This is a genomic window from Sphingobium sp. ba1, assembly GCF_000743655.1.
Taxonomy (GTDB): Bacteria; Pseudomonadota; Alphaproteobacteria; order Sphingomonadales; family Sphingomonadaceae; genus Sphingobium.
In genome coordinates this window covers 2,399,683-2,414,740 of the sequence record NZ_JPPQ01000069.1, presented here as the reverse complement: position 1 = coordinate 2,414,740, position 15,058 = coordinate 2,399,683, and the positions used below count along the sequence as shown (strand labels likewise).

The 15,058-nt window shown below is 66.2% G+C and carries 15 protein-coding genes and 1 pseudogene; 8 read left to right on the top strand and 8 right to left on the bottom strand.

Annotated elements, in window-relative coordinates; translation table 11 throughout:
* Together IL54_RS24250 and recG are read right to left on the bottom strand one after the other, a co-directional pair.
* Nucleotides 1-502 (bottom strand): annotated as a pseudogene (locus IL54_RS24250) (mechanosensitive ion channel family protein); the annotation flags it as partial.
* Nucleotides 503-792: 290 nt separating this feature from the next.
* On the bottom strand, nt 793-2,853 hold the full coding sequence (gene recG / locus IL54_RS14830) for an ATP-dependent DNA helicase RecG (protein WP_037476627.1): 2,061 nt from the start codon (nt 2,851-2,853) through the stop codon (nt 793-795).
* 86 nt (nt 2,854-2,939) lie between these two features.
* Between recG and IL54_RS14825 the strand changes: the two genes are divergently transcribed.
* The 6 genes from IL54_RS14825 (at nt 2,940) to trmB (ending at nt 9,249) form a co-directional block, all read left to right on the top strand.
* Entirely contained in the window at nt 2,940-3,206 is a 267-nt protein-coding gene (locus IL54_RS14825; protein ID WP_037476625.1) for an FAD assembly factor SdhE, read from the top strand.
* 110 nt (nt 3,207-3,316) lie between these two features.
* Nucleotides 3,317-6,793: a transcription-repair coupling factor gene (gene mfd, locus IL54_RS14820; RefSeq protein WP_037476624.1), complete on the top strand. Its 3,477-nt coding sequence runs from the start codon at nt 3,317-3,319 to the stop codon at nt 6,791-6,793.
* A 110-nt stretch (nt 6,794-6,903) separates the two neighbouring features.
* Entirely contained in the window at nt 6,904-7,314 is a 411-nt protein-coding gene (locus IL54_RS14815) for a hypothetical protein (protein WP_037476621.1), read from the top strand.
* 10 nt (nt 7,315-7,324) lie between these two features.
* Nucleotides 7,325-8,038 (top strand): TorF family putative porin, encoded by a 714-nt coding sequence (locus IL54_RS14810; protein ID WP_037476620.1) that lies wholly within the window; start codon nt 7,325-7,327, stop codon nt 8,036-8,038.
* A gap of 79 nt (nt 8,039-8,117) precedes the next feature.
* Nucleotides 8,118-8,513, top strand: a complete 396-nt coding sequence (locus IL54_RS14805; protein WP_037478795.1) for an MAPEG family protein — start codon at nt 8,118-8,120, stop codon at nt 8,511-8,513.
* A 40-nt stretch (nt 8,514-8,553) separates the two neighbouring features.
* Nucleotides 8,554-9,249, top strand: coding sequence for a tRNA (guanine(46)-N(7))-methyltransferase TrmB (trmB, locus tag IL54_RS14800; protein ID WP_037476619.1), 696 nt, complete (start codon nt 8,554-8,556; stop codon nt 9,247-9,249).
* 9 nt (nt 9,250-9,258) lie between these two features.
* Here trmB and IL54_RS14795 read toward each other — a convergent pair whose 3' ends face one another.
* The 4 genes from IL54_RS14795 to IL54_RS24245 form a co-directional block, all read right to left on the bottom strand.
* Nucleotides 9,259-9,717: a hypothetical protein gene (locus IL54_RS14795; protein ID WP_156106225.1), complete on the bottom strand. Its 459-nt coding sequence runs from the start codon at nt 9,715-9,717 to the stop codon at nt 9,259-9,261.
* Nucleotides 9,718-9,850: 133 nt separating this feature from the next.
* On the bottom strand, nt 9,851-10,399 hold the full coding sequence (locus IL54_RS14790; RefSeq protein WP_037478790.1) for a hypothetical protein: 549 nt from the start codon (nt 10,397-10,399) through the stop codon (nt 9,851-9,853).
* A 160-nt stretch (nt 10,400-10,559) separates the two neighbouring features.
* A complete protein-coding gene (locus tag IL54_RS14785; protein ID WP_037476617.1) occupies nt 10,560-10,814 on the bottom strand; it encodes a hypothetical protein in 255 nt (84 codons plus the stop codon).
* Nucleotides 10,815-10,897: 83 nt separating this feature from the next.
* Nucleotides 10,898-11,107, bottom strand: coding sequence for a hypothetical protein (locus IL54_RS24245; RefSeq protein WP_037476616.1), 210 nt, complete (start codon nt 11,105-11,107; stop codon nt 10,898-10,900).
* A 158-nt stretch (nt 11,108-11,265) separates the two neighbouring features.
* On the opposite strand from IL54_RS24245, the gene IL54_RS14775 reads away from it, so the two are divergent.
* Both IL54_RS14775 and IL54_RS14770 read left to right on the top strand, forming a co-directional pair.
* Nucleotides 11,266-12,378 (top strand): sensor histidine kinase, encoded by a 1,113-nt coding sequence (locus IL54_RS14775; protein ID WP_037476615.1) that lies wholly within the window; start codon nt 11,266-11,268, stop codon nt 12,376-12,378.
* 5 nt (nt 12,379-12,383) lie between these two features.
* Entirely contained in the window at nt 12,384-13,127 is a 744-nt protein-coding gene (locus IL54_RS14770) for a LytR/AlgR family response regulator transcription factor (RefSeq protein WP_037478787.1), read from the top strand.
* A gap of 184 nt (nt 13,128-13,311) precedes the next feature.
* On the opposite strand, the gene IL54_RS14765 is transcribed toward IL54_RS14770, so the two are convergent.
* Together IL54_RS14765 and IL54_RS14760 are read right to left on the bottom strand one after the other, a co-directional pair.
* Nucleotides 13,312-13,659: a UrcA family protein gene (locus IL54_RS14765; protein WP_337587985.1), complete on the bottom strand. Its 348-nt coding sequence runs from the start codon at nt 13,657-13,659 to the stop codon at nt 13,312-13,314.
* A 526-nt stretch (nt 13,660-14,185) separates the two neighbouring features.
* The gene (locus IL54_RS14760) at nt 14,186-15,055 is read right to left on the bottom strand and encodes a phosphotransferase family protein (RefSeq protein WP_052027787.1); all 870 of its coding nucleotides are present in this window, start codon (nt 15,053-15,055) and stop codon (nt 14,186-14,188) included.
* Nucleotides 15,056-15,058: the final 3 nt, after the last annotated feature.

Here is a 15,058-nt window from a genome sequence, read left to right as displayed (position 1 = left end):
CCAGACCCGCCGACGCCGCCAGCGTCACGCCGATCGTCCGCACGCCGGGGATCGCCATCAATATCATCGCGATCACTAGCACCGCGATGACGCTCTGCGCGATGCGATAGAGGATGCGGACGCGGGTGTGGCGCTGCCGCGCTTTCAGATTATCCTCGGCGTTGATATCGGCGCTGCGCTCGATCATCACGCGGGTCGCGCGCATCAGCCGGAACAGCAGCCAGCCAACCAGCAGCGCGAAGACCATCTTCGATCCGATCGACCAAAGCCCCTCGACGCGTGCCCCCAGATCCAGCGGCTGCACCCCCGCCCCCAGCGCCAGCAACACCACCAGCCACCGCGTCGGCTGAAACAGCGCCGGCAACAACACCGGGTCCATCCGCTGCCGCACAAGCCGCAACGCGATCGCGTAGAGCGCCCAGTGAACGAGAAAGGCAGTGGTGACAGCGAGCGCGATCGAAACGGCGGCGGTCGATGTGATATGGGTCAGGCTGAGGTCCATCCCGCAAAAACGCGGCAGTAGGCCGATTGTTTCGCAAGCGCAGCATGGTTGCCGAAGGTTTGGAGTTCCCCGCCCGCTCGCGCGCGCTGCAACCCACCGTCGCGCTCAGCCGGCGGCCTGCTTTTCTTAGCCCTCTCCCGCCTTCGCGGGAGAGGGTTGGGTGAGGGTCTGTCTTACTGTCTGGCAAACCCTAGCGAAGAAGACCCTCACCGACTGCGACTAGGGCAGCAAGCTGCCAAGTCTCCGTAGCCTCTCCCGCGAAGACGGGAGTGGGCAATAATCGCGACCCCTCACCCCCCCCTCAACAACCCCACAGCCGCATCCTTCTCGAACAGATACAGGCACACCCGCGCCGCCTGCCCGCGCGCACTGTCCAGCCCGCCGTCGCGATCGATCAGCAGCCTTGCGTCATCGCGCGCCGGGTCGATCAGCGCGGCCATATGTTCGGGCGTCGCCAGCTTCAGCGCCGCCTCGCCCGACTGCCGCGTGCCCAGCACTTCGCCCGCGCCGCGCAGCCGCAAATCCTCCTCGGCGATCAGAAAACCGTCATTGGTCTCGCGCATCAACGCCAGCCTCGCGCGCGATGTCTCGCCCAGCCCGCCGCCCCGGATCAGCAGGCAGACCGACGGCTTGTCGCCGCGCCCCACCCGCCCGCGCAGCTGGTGCAACTGCGCCAGGCCGAAGCGTTCGGCCCCCTCGATGATGATCAGGCTGCTATTGGGCACATCGACGCCGACCTCGATCACCGTGGTCGCGACCAATATCTGCGTCCGGTTGGCGGCAAAGGCCTCCATGGCGGCATCCTTGTCCGGCCCCTTCATCCGGCCATGGACCAGCCCGACCGCCTCGCCAAAACGCAGCCGTAGCGATTCCGCCCGCGCCTCGGCCGCTGCCTGATCGCTGGTTTCGCTTTCCTCGACCAGCGGGCACACCCAATAGGCCTGCCCCCCGCTCCCCACATGGCGGGCCAGCGCATCGACCACCTCGTCCAGTCGCGTCGCGGCCATCACCACCGTCTGGATCGGCTGCCGCCCCGGCGGCATCTCGTCCAGCTTGGACACTTCCATCTCGCCATAATAGGTCAGCGTCAGCGTGCGCGGAATCGGCGTCGCCGTCATCACCAGCAGATGCGGGGCCTGCGCCGCCTTGTTCGCCAGCATCATCCGCTGCGCCACGCCAAAGCGATGCTGCTCATCGATCACAGCCAGCCCCAGCGCCTTATACTGCACCTTTTCCTGAAAGATCGCATGGGTGCCGACCAATATGTCGATGCTGCCATCGGCCAACCCCATCAACGTCGCCTCGCGAACCTTCCCCTTGTCGCGCCCGGTCAGGATAGCGATCTCGACTGGCAAGCCCGACGCCATCTTGCGCAGCGTCTCATAATGTTGCCGCGCCAATATTTCGGTCGGGGCCAGCATCGCCCCCTGCATCCCGGCCTCGACCGCATTGAGCAGCGCCATCAGCGCCACCAGCGTCTTACCAGACCCCACATCCCCCTGCAGCAGGCGCAGCATCGGCGTCGCCTGCGCCATGTCGCCCTCGATCTCACCGAAGGCGCGCCGCTGCGCCCCGGTCGGCGCGAACGGCAATTTCAGCATCGCCCGCAGCCGCCCGTCGCCCGCAATCGGCACGCCCCGCCGCCGCCGCGACGATTGCCGCACCAGCATCAACGCCAACTGCCCCGCCAAAATCTCGTCATAGGCCAGCCGCTCGCGCGCCTGGGCGTCGGACGGATCGGCATGGATGCGCGCCAGCGCTTCGCGCCACCCCGGCCAGCCCTTGCGTGCCAGCAGGCTGGGTTCGATCCATTCGGGCAGGTCCGGCGCACGGGCCAGCACCTGCGCCACCAGATCGCGCATCCGGTTGTTGGTCAATCCGTCGGACAGGCCATAGACCGATTCGCGTGCAGGAACGCTGCCCGCTTCCTCTGGCGGCAGCACATCGGGATGCACGATCTGGAGCGTCTCGCCATAGCTTTCCAGCTTGCCCGACACGAATTTAGGCTCGTTCAGCGGCAACAGCTTGCGCGGCCAACCGCTATTCTTGCCGAAATAGACGAGCGACACATAATTGCCGTATCGGTCGGTCGCCTGCACCCGAAATGGGGTGCGCGCGCCGCCGCTGGCCTTATAGTCCACCGGCGTCAATTCGATGCCGATCACCCGCCCCGCATCGGCCATGTTCAGTTCGTCGGTCAGGTGCCGGTCGACCCAACTGACCGGCAGGTGAAAGGCGATATCGACCGCGCGCGCCAGCCCCAGCCGCTCCAGCGGGCGGGCCAGCGCCGGGCCAATGCCCTTAAGGACAGAGATTTCGGCAAAGAGCGGATTGAGAATATCGGGTCGCATGTCTATCTGCTGCGCTCTAGCTTAGCCGGGTCGGTCATACAAACACCCCATCGGCTTTTTCCGCGTGCCCGCCAAAGGAACAAATTGTGAACGACAATCCCCAGATGCGCCGCATGAAATTCCGCGCCTGGCACCGTGGCACGCGCGAGGCGGACTATACCGTCGGCGGCTATTTCGAACGCTATCATGCCGAATGGGACGCTGAAGACATCGCCTGGTTCGAACGCTTCATGGACGAACAGGATGCCGACATCATCGGCTGGGCGCTCGGCACCATCCCCGTGCCCGACGCATGGAAAGGCCCGATGATGGACAAATTCCTGAAACTCGACTTCGTGAAGATCGAGAACTGACCTGCTCCCCTCCCGCTTGCGGGAGGGGCCGGGGGTGGGCCTGCTCTACCTCTGTTCGACCAGCCCACCCCTAACCCCTCCCGCAAGCGGGAGGGGGACGAGTAGTGACAATGACCGATCTCCAAACCATCCTCCGCGCCAAAGCCCCGCTGACCCTGTCGAGCGTCCCCGCCGGGTTTCAGCCCTGGCTGCTCGCCGACATCGCCCGCGCGGCCTATGGGTCGGGTCAGGCCCGCGCGCTGTTCATCGCCGCCGATGAGCAGCAGATGCGCGCCATCGCCGACACCGCCCATTATTTCGCGCCGGAGATCGCGATCATCGAAATCCCTGCCTGGGATTGCCTGCCCTATGACCGGGCCAGCCCCTCGCTGCGCGCCGCCTCGGCGCGCCTAGCAGGCCTGCACGCGCTACAAGCCACGCCCAAGGCACCGCAACTGGTCGTCACGACTCTGGCCGCCATGACGCAGCGAACGCTCACCCCCTTCCGCGTGCGCCAACTCGTCGCCCATCTCGCGCCCAAGGAGCGGATCGCGATCACGCGCCTCGCCGCGATGCTCCAGGGCAATGGCTATGTCCGCACTGACACCGTCCATGATCGCGGCGAGTTCGCCATTCGCGGCGGCATTGTCGATCTCTTTCCGGGCGGCGAGGAGCAACCGCTCCGCCTCGACTTTTTCGGCGACGAGATCGAAACCGTCCGCCGCTTCGACCCCGCCGATCAGCGCACCACCGGCAGCATCGACGGCTTCACCCTGCTCCCCGCCTCCGAAGCGCTGCTGGACGAGGAAACGATCAAGCGGTTCCGCAGCCGCTACCGCGAAACCTTCGGCGCGACTGCCACCGGCGATCCGCTCTATCAGGCGGTGAGCGAAGGCCGACGCCTCGCGGGCATGGAACATTGGCTACCCTTGTTCGAAGAGAAGCTGGTCCCGCTCGCCGACCATATCGGCGCGGACACCGTCATCATCCGCGACCATGGCGTCGCCGGAGCCGCCGATGCCCGGTTCGAGGCGATCCGCGACTATCATGCCAACCGGGTGCAGGCCAAAACCTCCGACCCCGGTGCCTATCGGCCATTGAAGCCCGACCTGCTCTATCTCGACACCGCCGAATGGAACGCCGCCGTCGCCACCCGGCCGATGCACGCCACCACCCCCTTCCACGAACCCGCCAGCGCCGATGTGCTGGACTTTGCGGTCGATGGCCCGCGCGACTTCGCGCCCGAACGCGCGCAGAATATCAACATCTACGAAGCGGTCGGCAAACATATCGCCGCGCTGCAACGCGCCAAGAAAAAGGTGGTGATCGCCAGCTATTCGGGCGGCGCGCGCGAACGGCTGTCGGGCCTGCTGCTCGACCATGGCGTCAAGCGCCTCGCCGCCGCCGATGGCTGGCAGGAAGCACTCGGCACCGCCGCCAATGGCAGCGTGACGCTAACCGTCCTGCCGCTCGACCATGGCTTCGACGCGCCCGACGTCGCCGTCCTGACCGAACAGGATATGCTCGGCGACCGGCTCGTCCGCCGCGCCAAGCGCAAGAAGAATACCGACGCCTTCCTCGCGGAACTCGCCACCCTGTCGCCCGGCGACCTTGTCGTCCACATGGACCATGGCATTGGCCGCTATGAAGGGCTGACCCAGATTCCGGTCAGCAAGACCGCGCATGATTGCGTCGCCTTGAGCTATGCGGGCGGCGACAAGCTGTTCGTGCCGGTCGAAAATCTCGAAGTCCTCTCCCGCTACGGATCGGACAGCGACGGCGTCGGCCTCGACAAGCTGGGCGGCGAAGCCTGGCAGCGGCGCAAGGCCAAGATGAAGGAGCGCATCCGCGAAATCGCGGGTGAATTGCTCAAGACCGCCGCCGAACGCGCGCTGCGCGCCGCCACCGTCGCCGAGCCCGATGTCGCGGGCTACCCCGCCTTCGTCGATCGCTTCCCCTATCAGGAAACCGAGGATCAGGACCGCGCGATCAGCGACGTGATCGAGGATCTGGGATCGGGCAAGCCGATGGATCGCCTCGTCTGCGGCGACGTGGGCTTCGGCAAAACCGAAGTCGCCCTGCGCGCCGCCTTCGTCGCGGCGATGGCGGGGATGCAGGTCGTCCTCATCTGCCCCACTACCCTGCTCGCGCGCCAGCATCATATGCAGTTCGAGGAACGCTTCCGCGGCTTCCCCGTCAATATCGGTCGCCTCTCCCGCCTCGTCACCGACAAGGAGGCGAAGGCGGTCAAAGCGGGCCTCGCCGACGGCACGGTCGATATTGTTGTCGGCACCCATGCGCTACTGACCAAGGGTATAGACTTCAAGCGGCTCGGCCTCGTCATTGTTGATGAGGAACAGCGCTTCGGCGTCACCCACAAGGAACGGCTGAAGTCCTTGAAGACCGACGTCCATGTCCTCACCCTGACCGCCACGCCGATCCCGCGCACGCTGCAAATGGCGATGTCGGGCCTGCGCGAACTCTCGGTCATTCAGACGCCGCCGGTCGATCGCCTCGCGGTGCGCACCTATATCATGCCCTGGGACGGCATCGTCATCCGCGAAGCCCTATTGCGCGAACATTATCGCGGCGGGCAGAGTTTCTTCGTCGTCCCTCGCATCGCCGACCTGACGGAGATCGAAGAGTTTCTGCGCAACGAAGTCCCCGAAATCAAGGCCGTCGTCGCCCATGGCCAGATGTCGGCGACCGAAGTGGAGGAACGCATGTCCTCCTTCTACGACAAGCGCTACGACGTGCTGCTCTCGACCACCATCGTCGAATCCGGCCTGGATATCCCCAGCGCCAACACGCTCATCATCCACCGCGCCGACCGCTTCGGCTTGGCGCAACTCTATCAGCTGCGCGGCCGGGTCGGCCGGTCCAAGACGCGCGCTTATGCCTATATGACCACGCCCGCCAACCGCATCATCACCGAGACAGCGGAAAAGCGCTTGAAGGTCTTGTCCGACCTCGACACGCTCGGCGCAGGCTTCCAGCTCGCCTCCCATGATCTCGACATTCGCGGCGCGGGCAACCTCGTCGGCGACGAACAGTCGGGCCATATCCGCGAAGTCGGCTTCGAACTCTACCAATCGATGCTGGAAGAAGCGATCATGGACGCCAAGGCGGGCGGCGTCGGCCTCGAAATCCGCCGCGACAGCTTCTCGCCCCAGATCAGCGTCGATGCGCCGATCATGATCCCCGACGATTATGTCCCCGACCTCGACCTGCGCATGGGTCTCTATCGCCGCCTCAACGAGTTGGAGGACCGCCAAGCGCTCGAATCCTTCGCCGCCGAACTGATCGACCGTTTCGGCAAGCTGCCTGCGCCAACCCAAAACCTGCTCAAGATCATCGAGATCAAGCAGAATTGCGTGAAGGCCAATATCGCCAAGATCGATGTCGGGCAAAAGGGCGCGCTGGTCAGCTTCTTCGAAGACAGTTTCCCCAATCCGGCGGGCCTCATCGCCTATGTCCAGCGGCTCGACGGCGTAGCCCGCCTGCGTCCCGACAGCAAGATCGTGGTCAACCGCGCTTGGGCCGATTCCGCCGCGCGGCTCAACGGCGCCTTGCAATTGTCGAAGGGACTGGCCAAGGCTGCGGCATGATCAGGCAGGACTTTGTTGCCCTTTGGCAATGAACGGGCAACAGTGCGGACCTACATCCGCGGCAGGTGATCGGACAATATAGCCCGACGCCGCAACGCAGGAGAATGATAATGAGCCTAACTCTCATCGCGCTGGCGGCCGCTGCCGCCACGCATAGCGTAACCCTCGATCATCATGGCACGTCGATGCAGGCGCTCTACACCGCCCGCGCCGATGTCGAAGCGCGTACCGTGGGCGCAAAGACGCCCAACCGCATGGACATGCAGCGGTGCAAGTGGACCGCAACGGTCGTCGTCGATCGCAAGCTCGACCATGGCCCCGCCCTCGCCCGCACCCTCGCCAGCGATACGCGCTTTTCCGGCAGCGAAGCCGGTGCCTGCGCACGCGACGACCGGCTGGAACAGCGGGTGCTGGCCCAGCATGGCGATCGCATCCAATCGACGCTGGTCGCAATGGCGGAGCGCGATCGCGCGCCGCTGATGGCCGAACTGGATTCGGTGCGCGCGCTTGCGTCGAACTGATCCCACAAGAATGCGGGTGGCATGGGCAGCAGCGTTCGGGCTCGCCGTCCATGCCCTTCCCGCGGTCGCGCAGGACCGCGGCCTTTCCGCCACGATCGAAGCCGCCAGCGACGAACGCCGCCGGGGCCTGAGCTGGAGCGAGGGCGATCCAGTGCTGCGCAGCACCCTGTCCGTCCCCGTCACCTCCGGCCTCAGCCTCGATGGCGCAGCCACCATCCTATGGGGCAGCGCCCGCCATGGCGGCGCCGACGCAGCGATCGACATCGGCCCAAGCTGGTCGCAGCAGATCGGCGGCTGGCGGCTGACCGCGCAGGGCCGCTATCATCTTTTCCCCGGTGCCTCGGATCAGGGCTATGGCGAAGTCGGCGCACAGGCGGGCTTCCTCATCGGCCCGGCCAGCGTCGACATCGCCGCTCATTATGCCCCGCGCCAATCGGCGATCGGCGGCGACAATCTCTATGTCTCCGCCGCCGCCGCCGTCGCCGTCCCCGGCACGCCCTTCACCCTGTCGGGCCATGTCGGCCGCTCGTCCGGCAAAGTGCGCGATCCCCTCGCCGCCGCCCGCCTGCGCCCCGATGGCAATTATTGGGACCATGGCGTCGCGCTCGACTGGTATCGCGGCCAATGGTTCGCCGGCATCCGCTATGCCGGCAGCAGCATCGATGGCCCCGTCCGCTCCCATGCCGGCGACCGGCTGATCGCCCGCGTCGGCTTTAGCCTCTAAGCGCGCGCCGCATCCAGCGCTTGTCGCGCCCGCCGCAATGCCATAGCGTGCGCCCCTTATCCCAATGGAGGCGCGCGCTATGGCTGTCGAACTGACGATACTGGCATGGTCGATGGTCCTGCTGCTCGTCCACATCTTCGCAGCGGCGCATTTCAAGACCAAACAATATGGCCCGCGCTGGAACATGGGCGCGCGCGACGAAAAGCTCCCGCCGCTCCATCCCCTCGCCGGACGCCTCACCCGCGCCCAGGCCAATTTTCAGGAAACCCTGCCGATCGCCATGGTCGCGCTGATCGGCGTGGTCCTCGCCGACCGCACCAGCGACACGACCGCGCTCGGCGCCTGGATCTGGCTCGGCGCGCGCCTCGCCTATCTCCCCGTCTACGCGCTTGGCATCCCGATGATCCGCACGCTGATCTTCCTCGTCAGCCTGATCGGCCTCGGCATGGTCCTCTGGCCCCTGCTCGGCCTCTGACCCTTGCCCCGCGCGTCTGCGCCCGCTAAGCGGCCGCCCCATGACAGCGCATAAACCCGGCGATCCGACCACGCTCAACCGCCTCTATGGCCGCCAGTCGGGGCACAAGCTGCGCCAGGGGCAGCAGGAACTGGTCGATACCCTATTGCCTGCCGTGTCGGTGCCGGACGAAGGCCCGATCACCGCCGTCGACCTCTTTGGCTATGACCGCCCGCTCCATTTCGAGATCGGCTTCGGCGGCGGCGAGCATATGGCCTGGCGCGCCGACCTGCTGCCCGACCATGGCTTCATTGGCTGCGAGCCGTTCCTGAACGGTGTCGTCACCGCGCTTGGCCATATCCGCGACGGCGCGCTCGGCAATGTCCGCGTCCATATGGGCGATGCCCTGACCGTGCTGAACCGCATCCCCGACGGATCGCTCAGCTTCGTCTATCTGCTCCATCCCGACCCGTGGCCCAAGGCGCGCCATGCCAAGCGCCGGATGATGAACCCCGGCCCGGTCGCGATGATCGCGCGCAAGCTCAAGCCTGGCGGCGAATTTCGTTTCGGCACCGACCATCCCGTCTATCTGCGCTGGGCGCTGATGGTGATGAACGGCCATCCCGATTTTGACTGGCTGGCCAGCGACCCCAAGGATTTCCTCACCCGCCCCGGCGGCTGGCCCGAAACTCGCTACGAGGCCAAGGCCCGGCGGCTGGGCCATGAGGTCTGGTATTTCCGCTATCGCAAACGCTGAGCCGCGCGCTTAGTCCGTGACCTCGAATAGCGCGGGCGGCGCGCCATGGGCGTCCGGCCATGCCAGATAGGCCACGTCTGTCGGCCCCACGACGAAATCGCGCACGCGCCACGCGCTGCCTGTCCGCTGCAACAGCGCATAGACATCCGGCCCGTCGAACATCCCGGCGCGCAAGCGCTCGGCATGGCGCGTCCGGGTGAAATCGATCGCATCACCGGCCATCGTCTGCGGCACGACATGGGCGAAGGCCCAGTCGCCCTGCACGCGCAAGGTCCGCACCACAAATTGCACCGGTTGCCCCAGATCGCGCGCAATCTCTGGCCGCAACGCATCCAGCACCGCCCGCCGCTCCGGATCGCCGACGCCGACATCGCGCACGACAGCCGCAGGGGCCGCCCCAACCCACAGGGGCACCGTTGCCCCGACCAGGATCGAAGCCACGACTATCATCTTGCCGATCATCCGCATCGTTTTGCTCCCCTACGGCCGAGCTGGACCAGGCCGCCCTCCCATACATCAACGGCGCAGCGAACCATGTCCGCTGCGCCGTCGGTTTCGCTAATCCCCGCTTCCCCCCGGATGCGGGCATCAACGTCCAGTGTCAGTTCGCCTTGCTCAGATCGACCTTCTCGACCCATTCGGGGTAGAAGCTCGGCTCGCGATTGGACCAGCCCGCTGCCGTCGCCGCCGCCTCGCTGATCGACTGCAACAAGATGCGCCGCTTTTCAGGATGCAGATGCGGCAGGCTCGCCGCCGCGCAGAAAGCACCGGGCAGCCAGGGCCGCGCGCCCGCACCCAGCAAGCGCTCATACAAGAAGCGATAGGAGGAAAAGCTGGCCAGCCGGTCCTGCCCCAGGTCAAAGGCGGAGATGGTCACCAGCGGGGCCATGAACGGCTCCACCTTCTCCAACCCGCTATCGTCGGGCACCCGTGCCTTGATCTCGTCCAGTCGCCCATAGATGCGCGCCTGCGCGCGGATGGAGGCTTCCTCGACCATGTCGCGCGACCATAGCTTCATCGCGTCGCGGCGATGCAGGCCGATGTCGAGCGACCGGCGAATATAGCGTTGCGTGGCAGACGAGAAGCTCGCGAACTCGCGCAGTTCCGCCAAGGTAATGGCGCCGTCCGCAGGTTTTGCATTCGTACCCATGTTCATGCCCTCCGACCCGTAGTCGATCGTCAGAACATGCGCCCTCTATAGTTGCTGAAGGCTTAAGCGCCTGTTCCGCCGCCGTTCACAAGGGATCAGATTTCCTTGTGCAGCGCAACATGTAAATCGGATGACAATCATCATTTGGTCGCGTCGCCCGTTACGCTCCCGGTCGCCGCGCCAGCACCGCGCCGATCATGCAGCGCCACACCGCCACATCGCCTGCCTGCGCCATCTGCGCGTCCGGTTCGCGCAACGTATGCAATATGGCATAGGCGTCCTCGACATGGTCCTGCCACGCCGCGTCCACGGCCCCTGCGGCATGCGGATCGCTGCCTTCGCCATTATGGCTCAGATGCCGTCCGGCCAGGACGCGGGCAATGCGCTCGACGGCGGGGGTTGCGGATGTCGGCATGGGGTGCAGGCTCCTCTCGTTACGGGCGGCGATGGCTTCACCTGCCGCCCGCAAACTCTATCATCGTTCGGATCGAAAAACCATCAATCCTCCGGCGTAAAGCCCGAAGATGGCACGGGTTCGCCCTTGTCGCCGGGTCGCGTGCTGGACGGCGGATCGGATGCGTCCATCGAATCCTCCAATTCCTCGTCCAGCTTTTCCTCGGCGTCGCGAACATGGTCCTGCGCGTCGCTGCTGCGCGTCGCCTCGGCTTGCTCGTGGGTCTTGGTCTGGGAATGATCAGTTGGGGTCATGCGTCTCTCCTCCTCGATGCCACACAGGCATCTCCCCCGATCAACGGGCCGGGCCGCATCCCGGTTCCCACGCGCCGTTCGACCAACGCGCCAACCGCTTCGACCAGCAGCCACGCGATGGGGCGACAAGCGGCCCACGCGCGCGTAAACAGGATGCCATGACATATGCGCCCGACGACGGCGAACGCGGCATTTCGCCTGCGATCGCGCTCTATTCCATTCTCGGCTTCTGGTTATTCTATGCCGTGCTGGTCACGCTGCGCGCCACGGTCATGGGCTTCGATGCCCCCTATGAGCTGGCCGCCCGCCGCGCCATCGTCACCGTCATCGGCATCGTCACCACCTGGATCTTCTACCTGATGCTGCGCCGCTTCGACACGAAGCCCTTGAGCGTCCGCGTCGTCGCCGCCTTCTCGCTTGCCGCGCCCTTCGCGCTCGCCATGGCATCGGCCAATTTCTACATGTTCAACGTCTATGACCCGGTCAACATCTTCACCGATGGCGACCGGATGAAATTTCGCAGCGAAGAACATTTCGCGCTGATCCAGATCGTCGAGGATGCGATCAGCCGCTATTTCTTCCTCTCCGCCTGGGCCGCGCTCTACCTCGCTCTGTCCTACGCCAGCGAAGTCCACCGCACCGAACGCCGCGCCGCCCGGCTGGAACGCGCCGCGCAGCAGGCCGAACTGCGCTCGCTCCGCTATCAGGTGAACCCCCATTTCCTGTTCAACACGCTCAACAGCCTCTCGACCCTCGTCATGCGCAACAAGCCCGACGAAGCGGAAAAGATGATCCTGTCGCTCTCCAACTTCTACCGCACCAGCCTGACCGGCGATCCGCTCGACGACGTGCCGCTGGCGGAGGAAGTCCATCTCCAACAGCTCTATCTCGATATCGAGGGTGTCCGTTTCCCCGAACGGCTGACGAGCGTCATCGACATTCCCGCCGACCTGATGACCGCCTGCGTCCCCGGCCTCATCCTCCAGCCGCTGGTCGAAAATGCGATAAAATATGGCGTGTCGCGCACGTCCAGCCCGGTGCAGATCCGCATCACCGCCCGCGCCGATGGTGACCTGCTCCACATCAACGTCACCGATAATGGCGACCAGCCGCCCGGCGACGCCGATCGCGGCAGCGGCATCGGCCTCGCCAATGTGCGCGACCGGCTGACCGCGCGCTTTGGCGATCAGGGCCGCATCGCTTATGGTCCGCGCGAAGGCGGCGGCTTCTCCGTCCTCATCACCCTCCCCATCATCCGTCAGAGTTGCTGATCCCCATGTCCATCCGCACCATGATCGTCGATGACGAACCGCTCGCGATCGAGCGGTTGCAGATGCTGTGCGCCCGCGAACCGCGCCTGACGGTCTGCGGCACCGCCAGCGACGGCGAAGCCGCGCTGCGCCTCATCGAAGCGCTCAAGCCCGACCTCGTCATGCTCGACATCGCCATGCCGCTGCTCGACGGCATCGGCGTCGCCCGCGCCGTCAGCCGCATGGGCCTGCGCCCCGCCATCATCTTCGTGACCGCCTTCGAAGGCTTCGCGGTCGAAGCCTTCGATCTGGCCGCCGTCGATTATCTGCTCAAGCCCGTCGCGCATGACCGGCTGACCCGCGCGATCGACCGGGTGGAGGCGGCGCGCAGCCTCGCCCCCACCGACGCCCCCGCCATCTCGACCGAGGCGCAACCCGACTGGGCCGAGGAATTCTGGGTGCCACACCGCTCCGAACTCATCCGCATCGCCACCGACCAGATCGACCGGATCGAGGCGGAGCGCGACTATATGCGCCTCCATGTCGGCAGCCACAGCTATCTCCTCCACCAGACGATCAGCAGCCTGGAGGAACGGCTCGACCCGCAGCAATTCGTCCGCCTCCACCGCTCCCACATCGTCCGCCGCGACCATATCGCCCGCCTGCGCCATGACGGCAGCGGCGTGTGGTTCGCGGCGCTCGCCGACGGCAATGAAATCCGCATCGGCCGCACCTTCCTCGCCAACGCCAGAGCCATGACCGGCCGCTAACCAATCCTCCCCTGTAAGGGGAGGGGGACCGCCGAAGGCGGTGGAGGGGTGTCACCCTCACGATAGCGTGACACCCCTCCGTCAGGGCTACGCCCTGCCACCTCCCCTACCAGGGGAGGATGCCGAAACACAAAAAAGGCCCGGCAATTCACCGGGCCTTCTCTCTATCACGTCGCGCTACCAATCAGTTCGCGACCAGCGGCAACCCGTCCTTGCCCCGCGCATCGGCATAGCGCTCGCTCGTCTCGGCCCGCGCGATCGCCGCGCTGATCGGCGCTTCGACGCGGGCGATCGCCTTGGCCTCGCATGCCTGCTCGGTGGCGAGGTCGCTGGCGGCGCACACCCGCTTGGCGGCACGCGCAATGCGGCTGCGCAACTGCGCCTGATGCGCGGGGTTCGATAGGTCGAGGTCGCCATGATAGACCGGGCTGGTGCGGCCATTGGACGCGAAATCCTCGGCGGAAGCGGCACCGGCGCTGGCGAACAGGATGGCGGAAGCGGCGGCGGCAAACAGGGTCGAACGGAACATCATCTATCTCCTTAAAAATCTGGTTTGGCCGGTCCGCCGCCAAATGGGGGGCTGCGCGGCGGGCCGGGGTGCGAACGGGGGGAGCCGGGGTCTTGGGGTCGGCGTCCTGCCCCGTTCGCCCATTCTGTTTAGCCCCGCGCCCCGCCCGATGCCCGCCCGCTTCGACCGGCAGCCCGCGTCATCGGCGAACGACGCCTGCACCGACGAAGCGCAAAATCGCGCCGACCAACCGCAGGACGAACGACATCTCGCGCCGCCACGAACGACATGTGCCGTAAGGGAAAGCTCGAATCGTAACGATGGGAGGGACAATAGAAAACGCCCCCGGCGCAAGGGATGGCCGGGGGCGTATCCAGGTTGCTGTCGGGCACACCGGGATCAGGATAAACTGTCAGGCCGGAGACGACACCATCAGGGCTGAACCGTCTCTGAACTTACCGCCATTATAGGGCAGCGCACGCCCGATGCGCCGTCCGTTCGATAATCGGCCCTCCGCTCCCGCTGGGCGGCATGGGCGGGGGATCAACCGTCAATCAGGCCCGACCAACGACATGGGCGCCGCGTCCCGCTCCAGCGGCGGCAGCCCCGCCACCTCCAACGCCTCCACCAGATAGGCCTCGAACGCCGCTTCGCGCGACGGCGCCCGCTGCCGCATCCACGCCAGCGCCACCAGCGCCCGCCACGCCGCCAGCGCTTCGGGGTCCAGCCCGGTCAGCGCCCGGTGCCGCCGCACATAATAAGCGCTCGCCGCATCGCGCATCTTCGCCGCCGCCCAACCCAGTACCGCCGCGCCGCCCTCGCCGCCGACATCGCCGCCCGGCCCGAAGCGCATCACCATCTCCGTCCGCACCACATCGGTCGCCGCCATGCCTCGCGCCGCGCGCGACCAGTCGATCACCGCCAGCCCCTCCTCGGTCACGATCAGATTGGCGGGGTGCAGGTCGCCATGCGACAACGCATCGCCCTCGTTCAGCTGGTCCAGCCGATCGACCGCCGCCGCGCGCAGCCGCTCGCCCACCGGTGCCGCCTCTATGTCCACGCGCAATATCGCCTTGCGACTGCGCAGCGTCGGCACATGGCATTCCGAAATCCGCTGCTGCAACCGCGCCATCTCGCCCAGTGCCCAGCGCCCGCGATGCGGGTTGCGCGCCATATAGGCGAGCAGGTCCGGCCCCGCCATGTCGGCATAGACGATCCCCTGCCGCCCGCCCGCTTCCTGCACGCCATAAGTGCGCGGCACCGGCAGCCCGCTCGCCTGCACCGCCCGCGCGATCGCATATTCGCGCGCGACGATGCTGGAGTCGATCCCGTCGTGAAACAGCTTCAACACCCGCCCCTCGCCCAGCCGGAACACCTCGGCACTGGCCCCGGCGGCGATGAAGGTGGAAGGATCAGGCAGGCG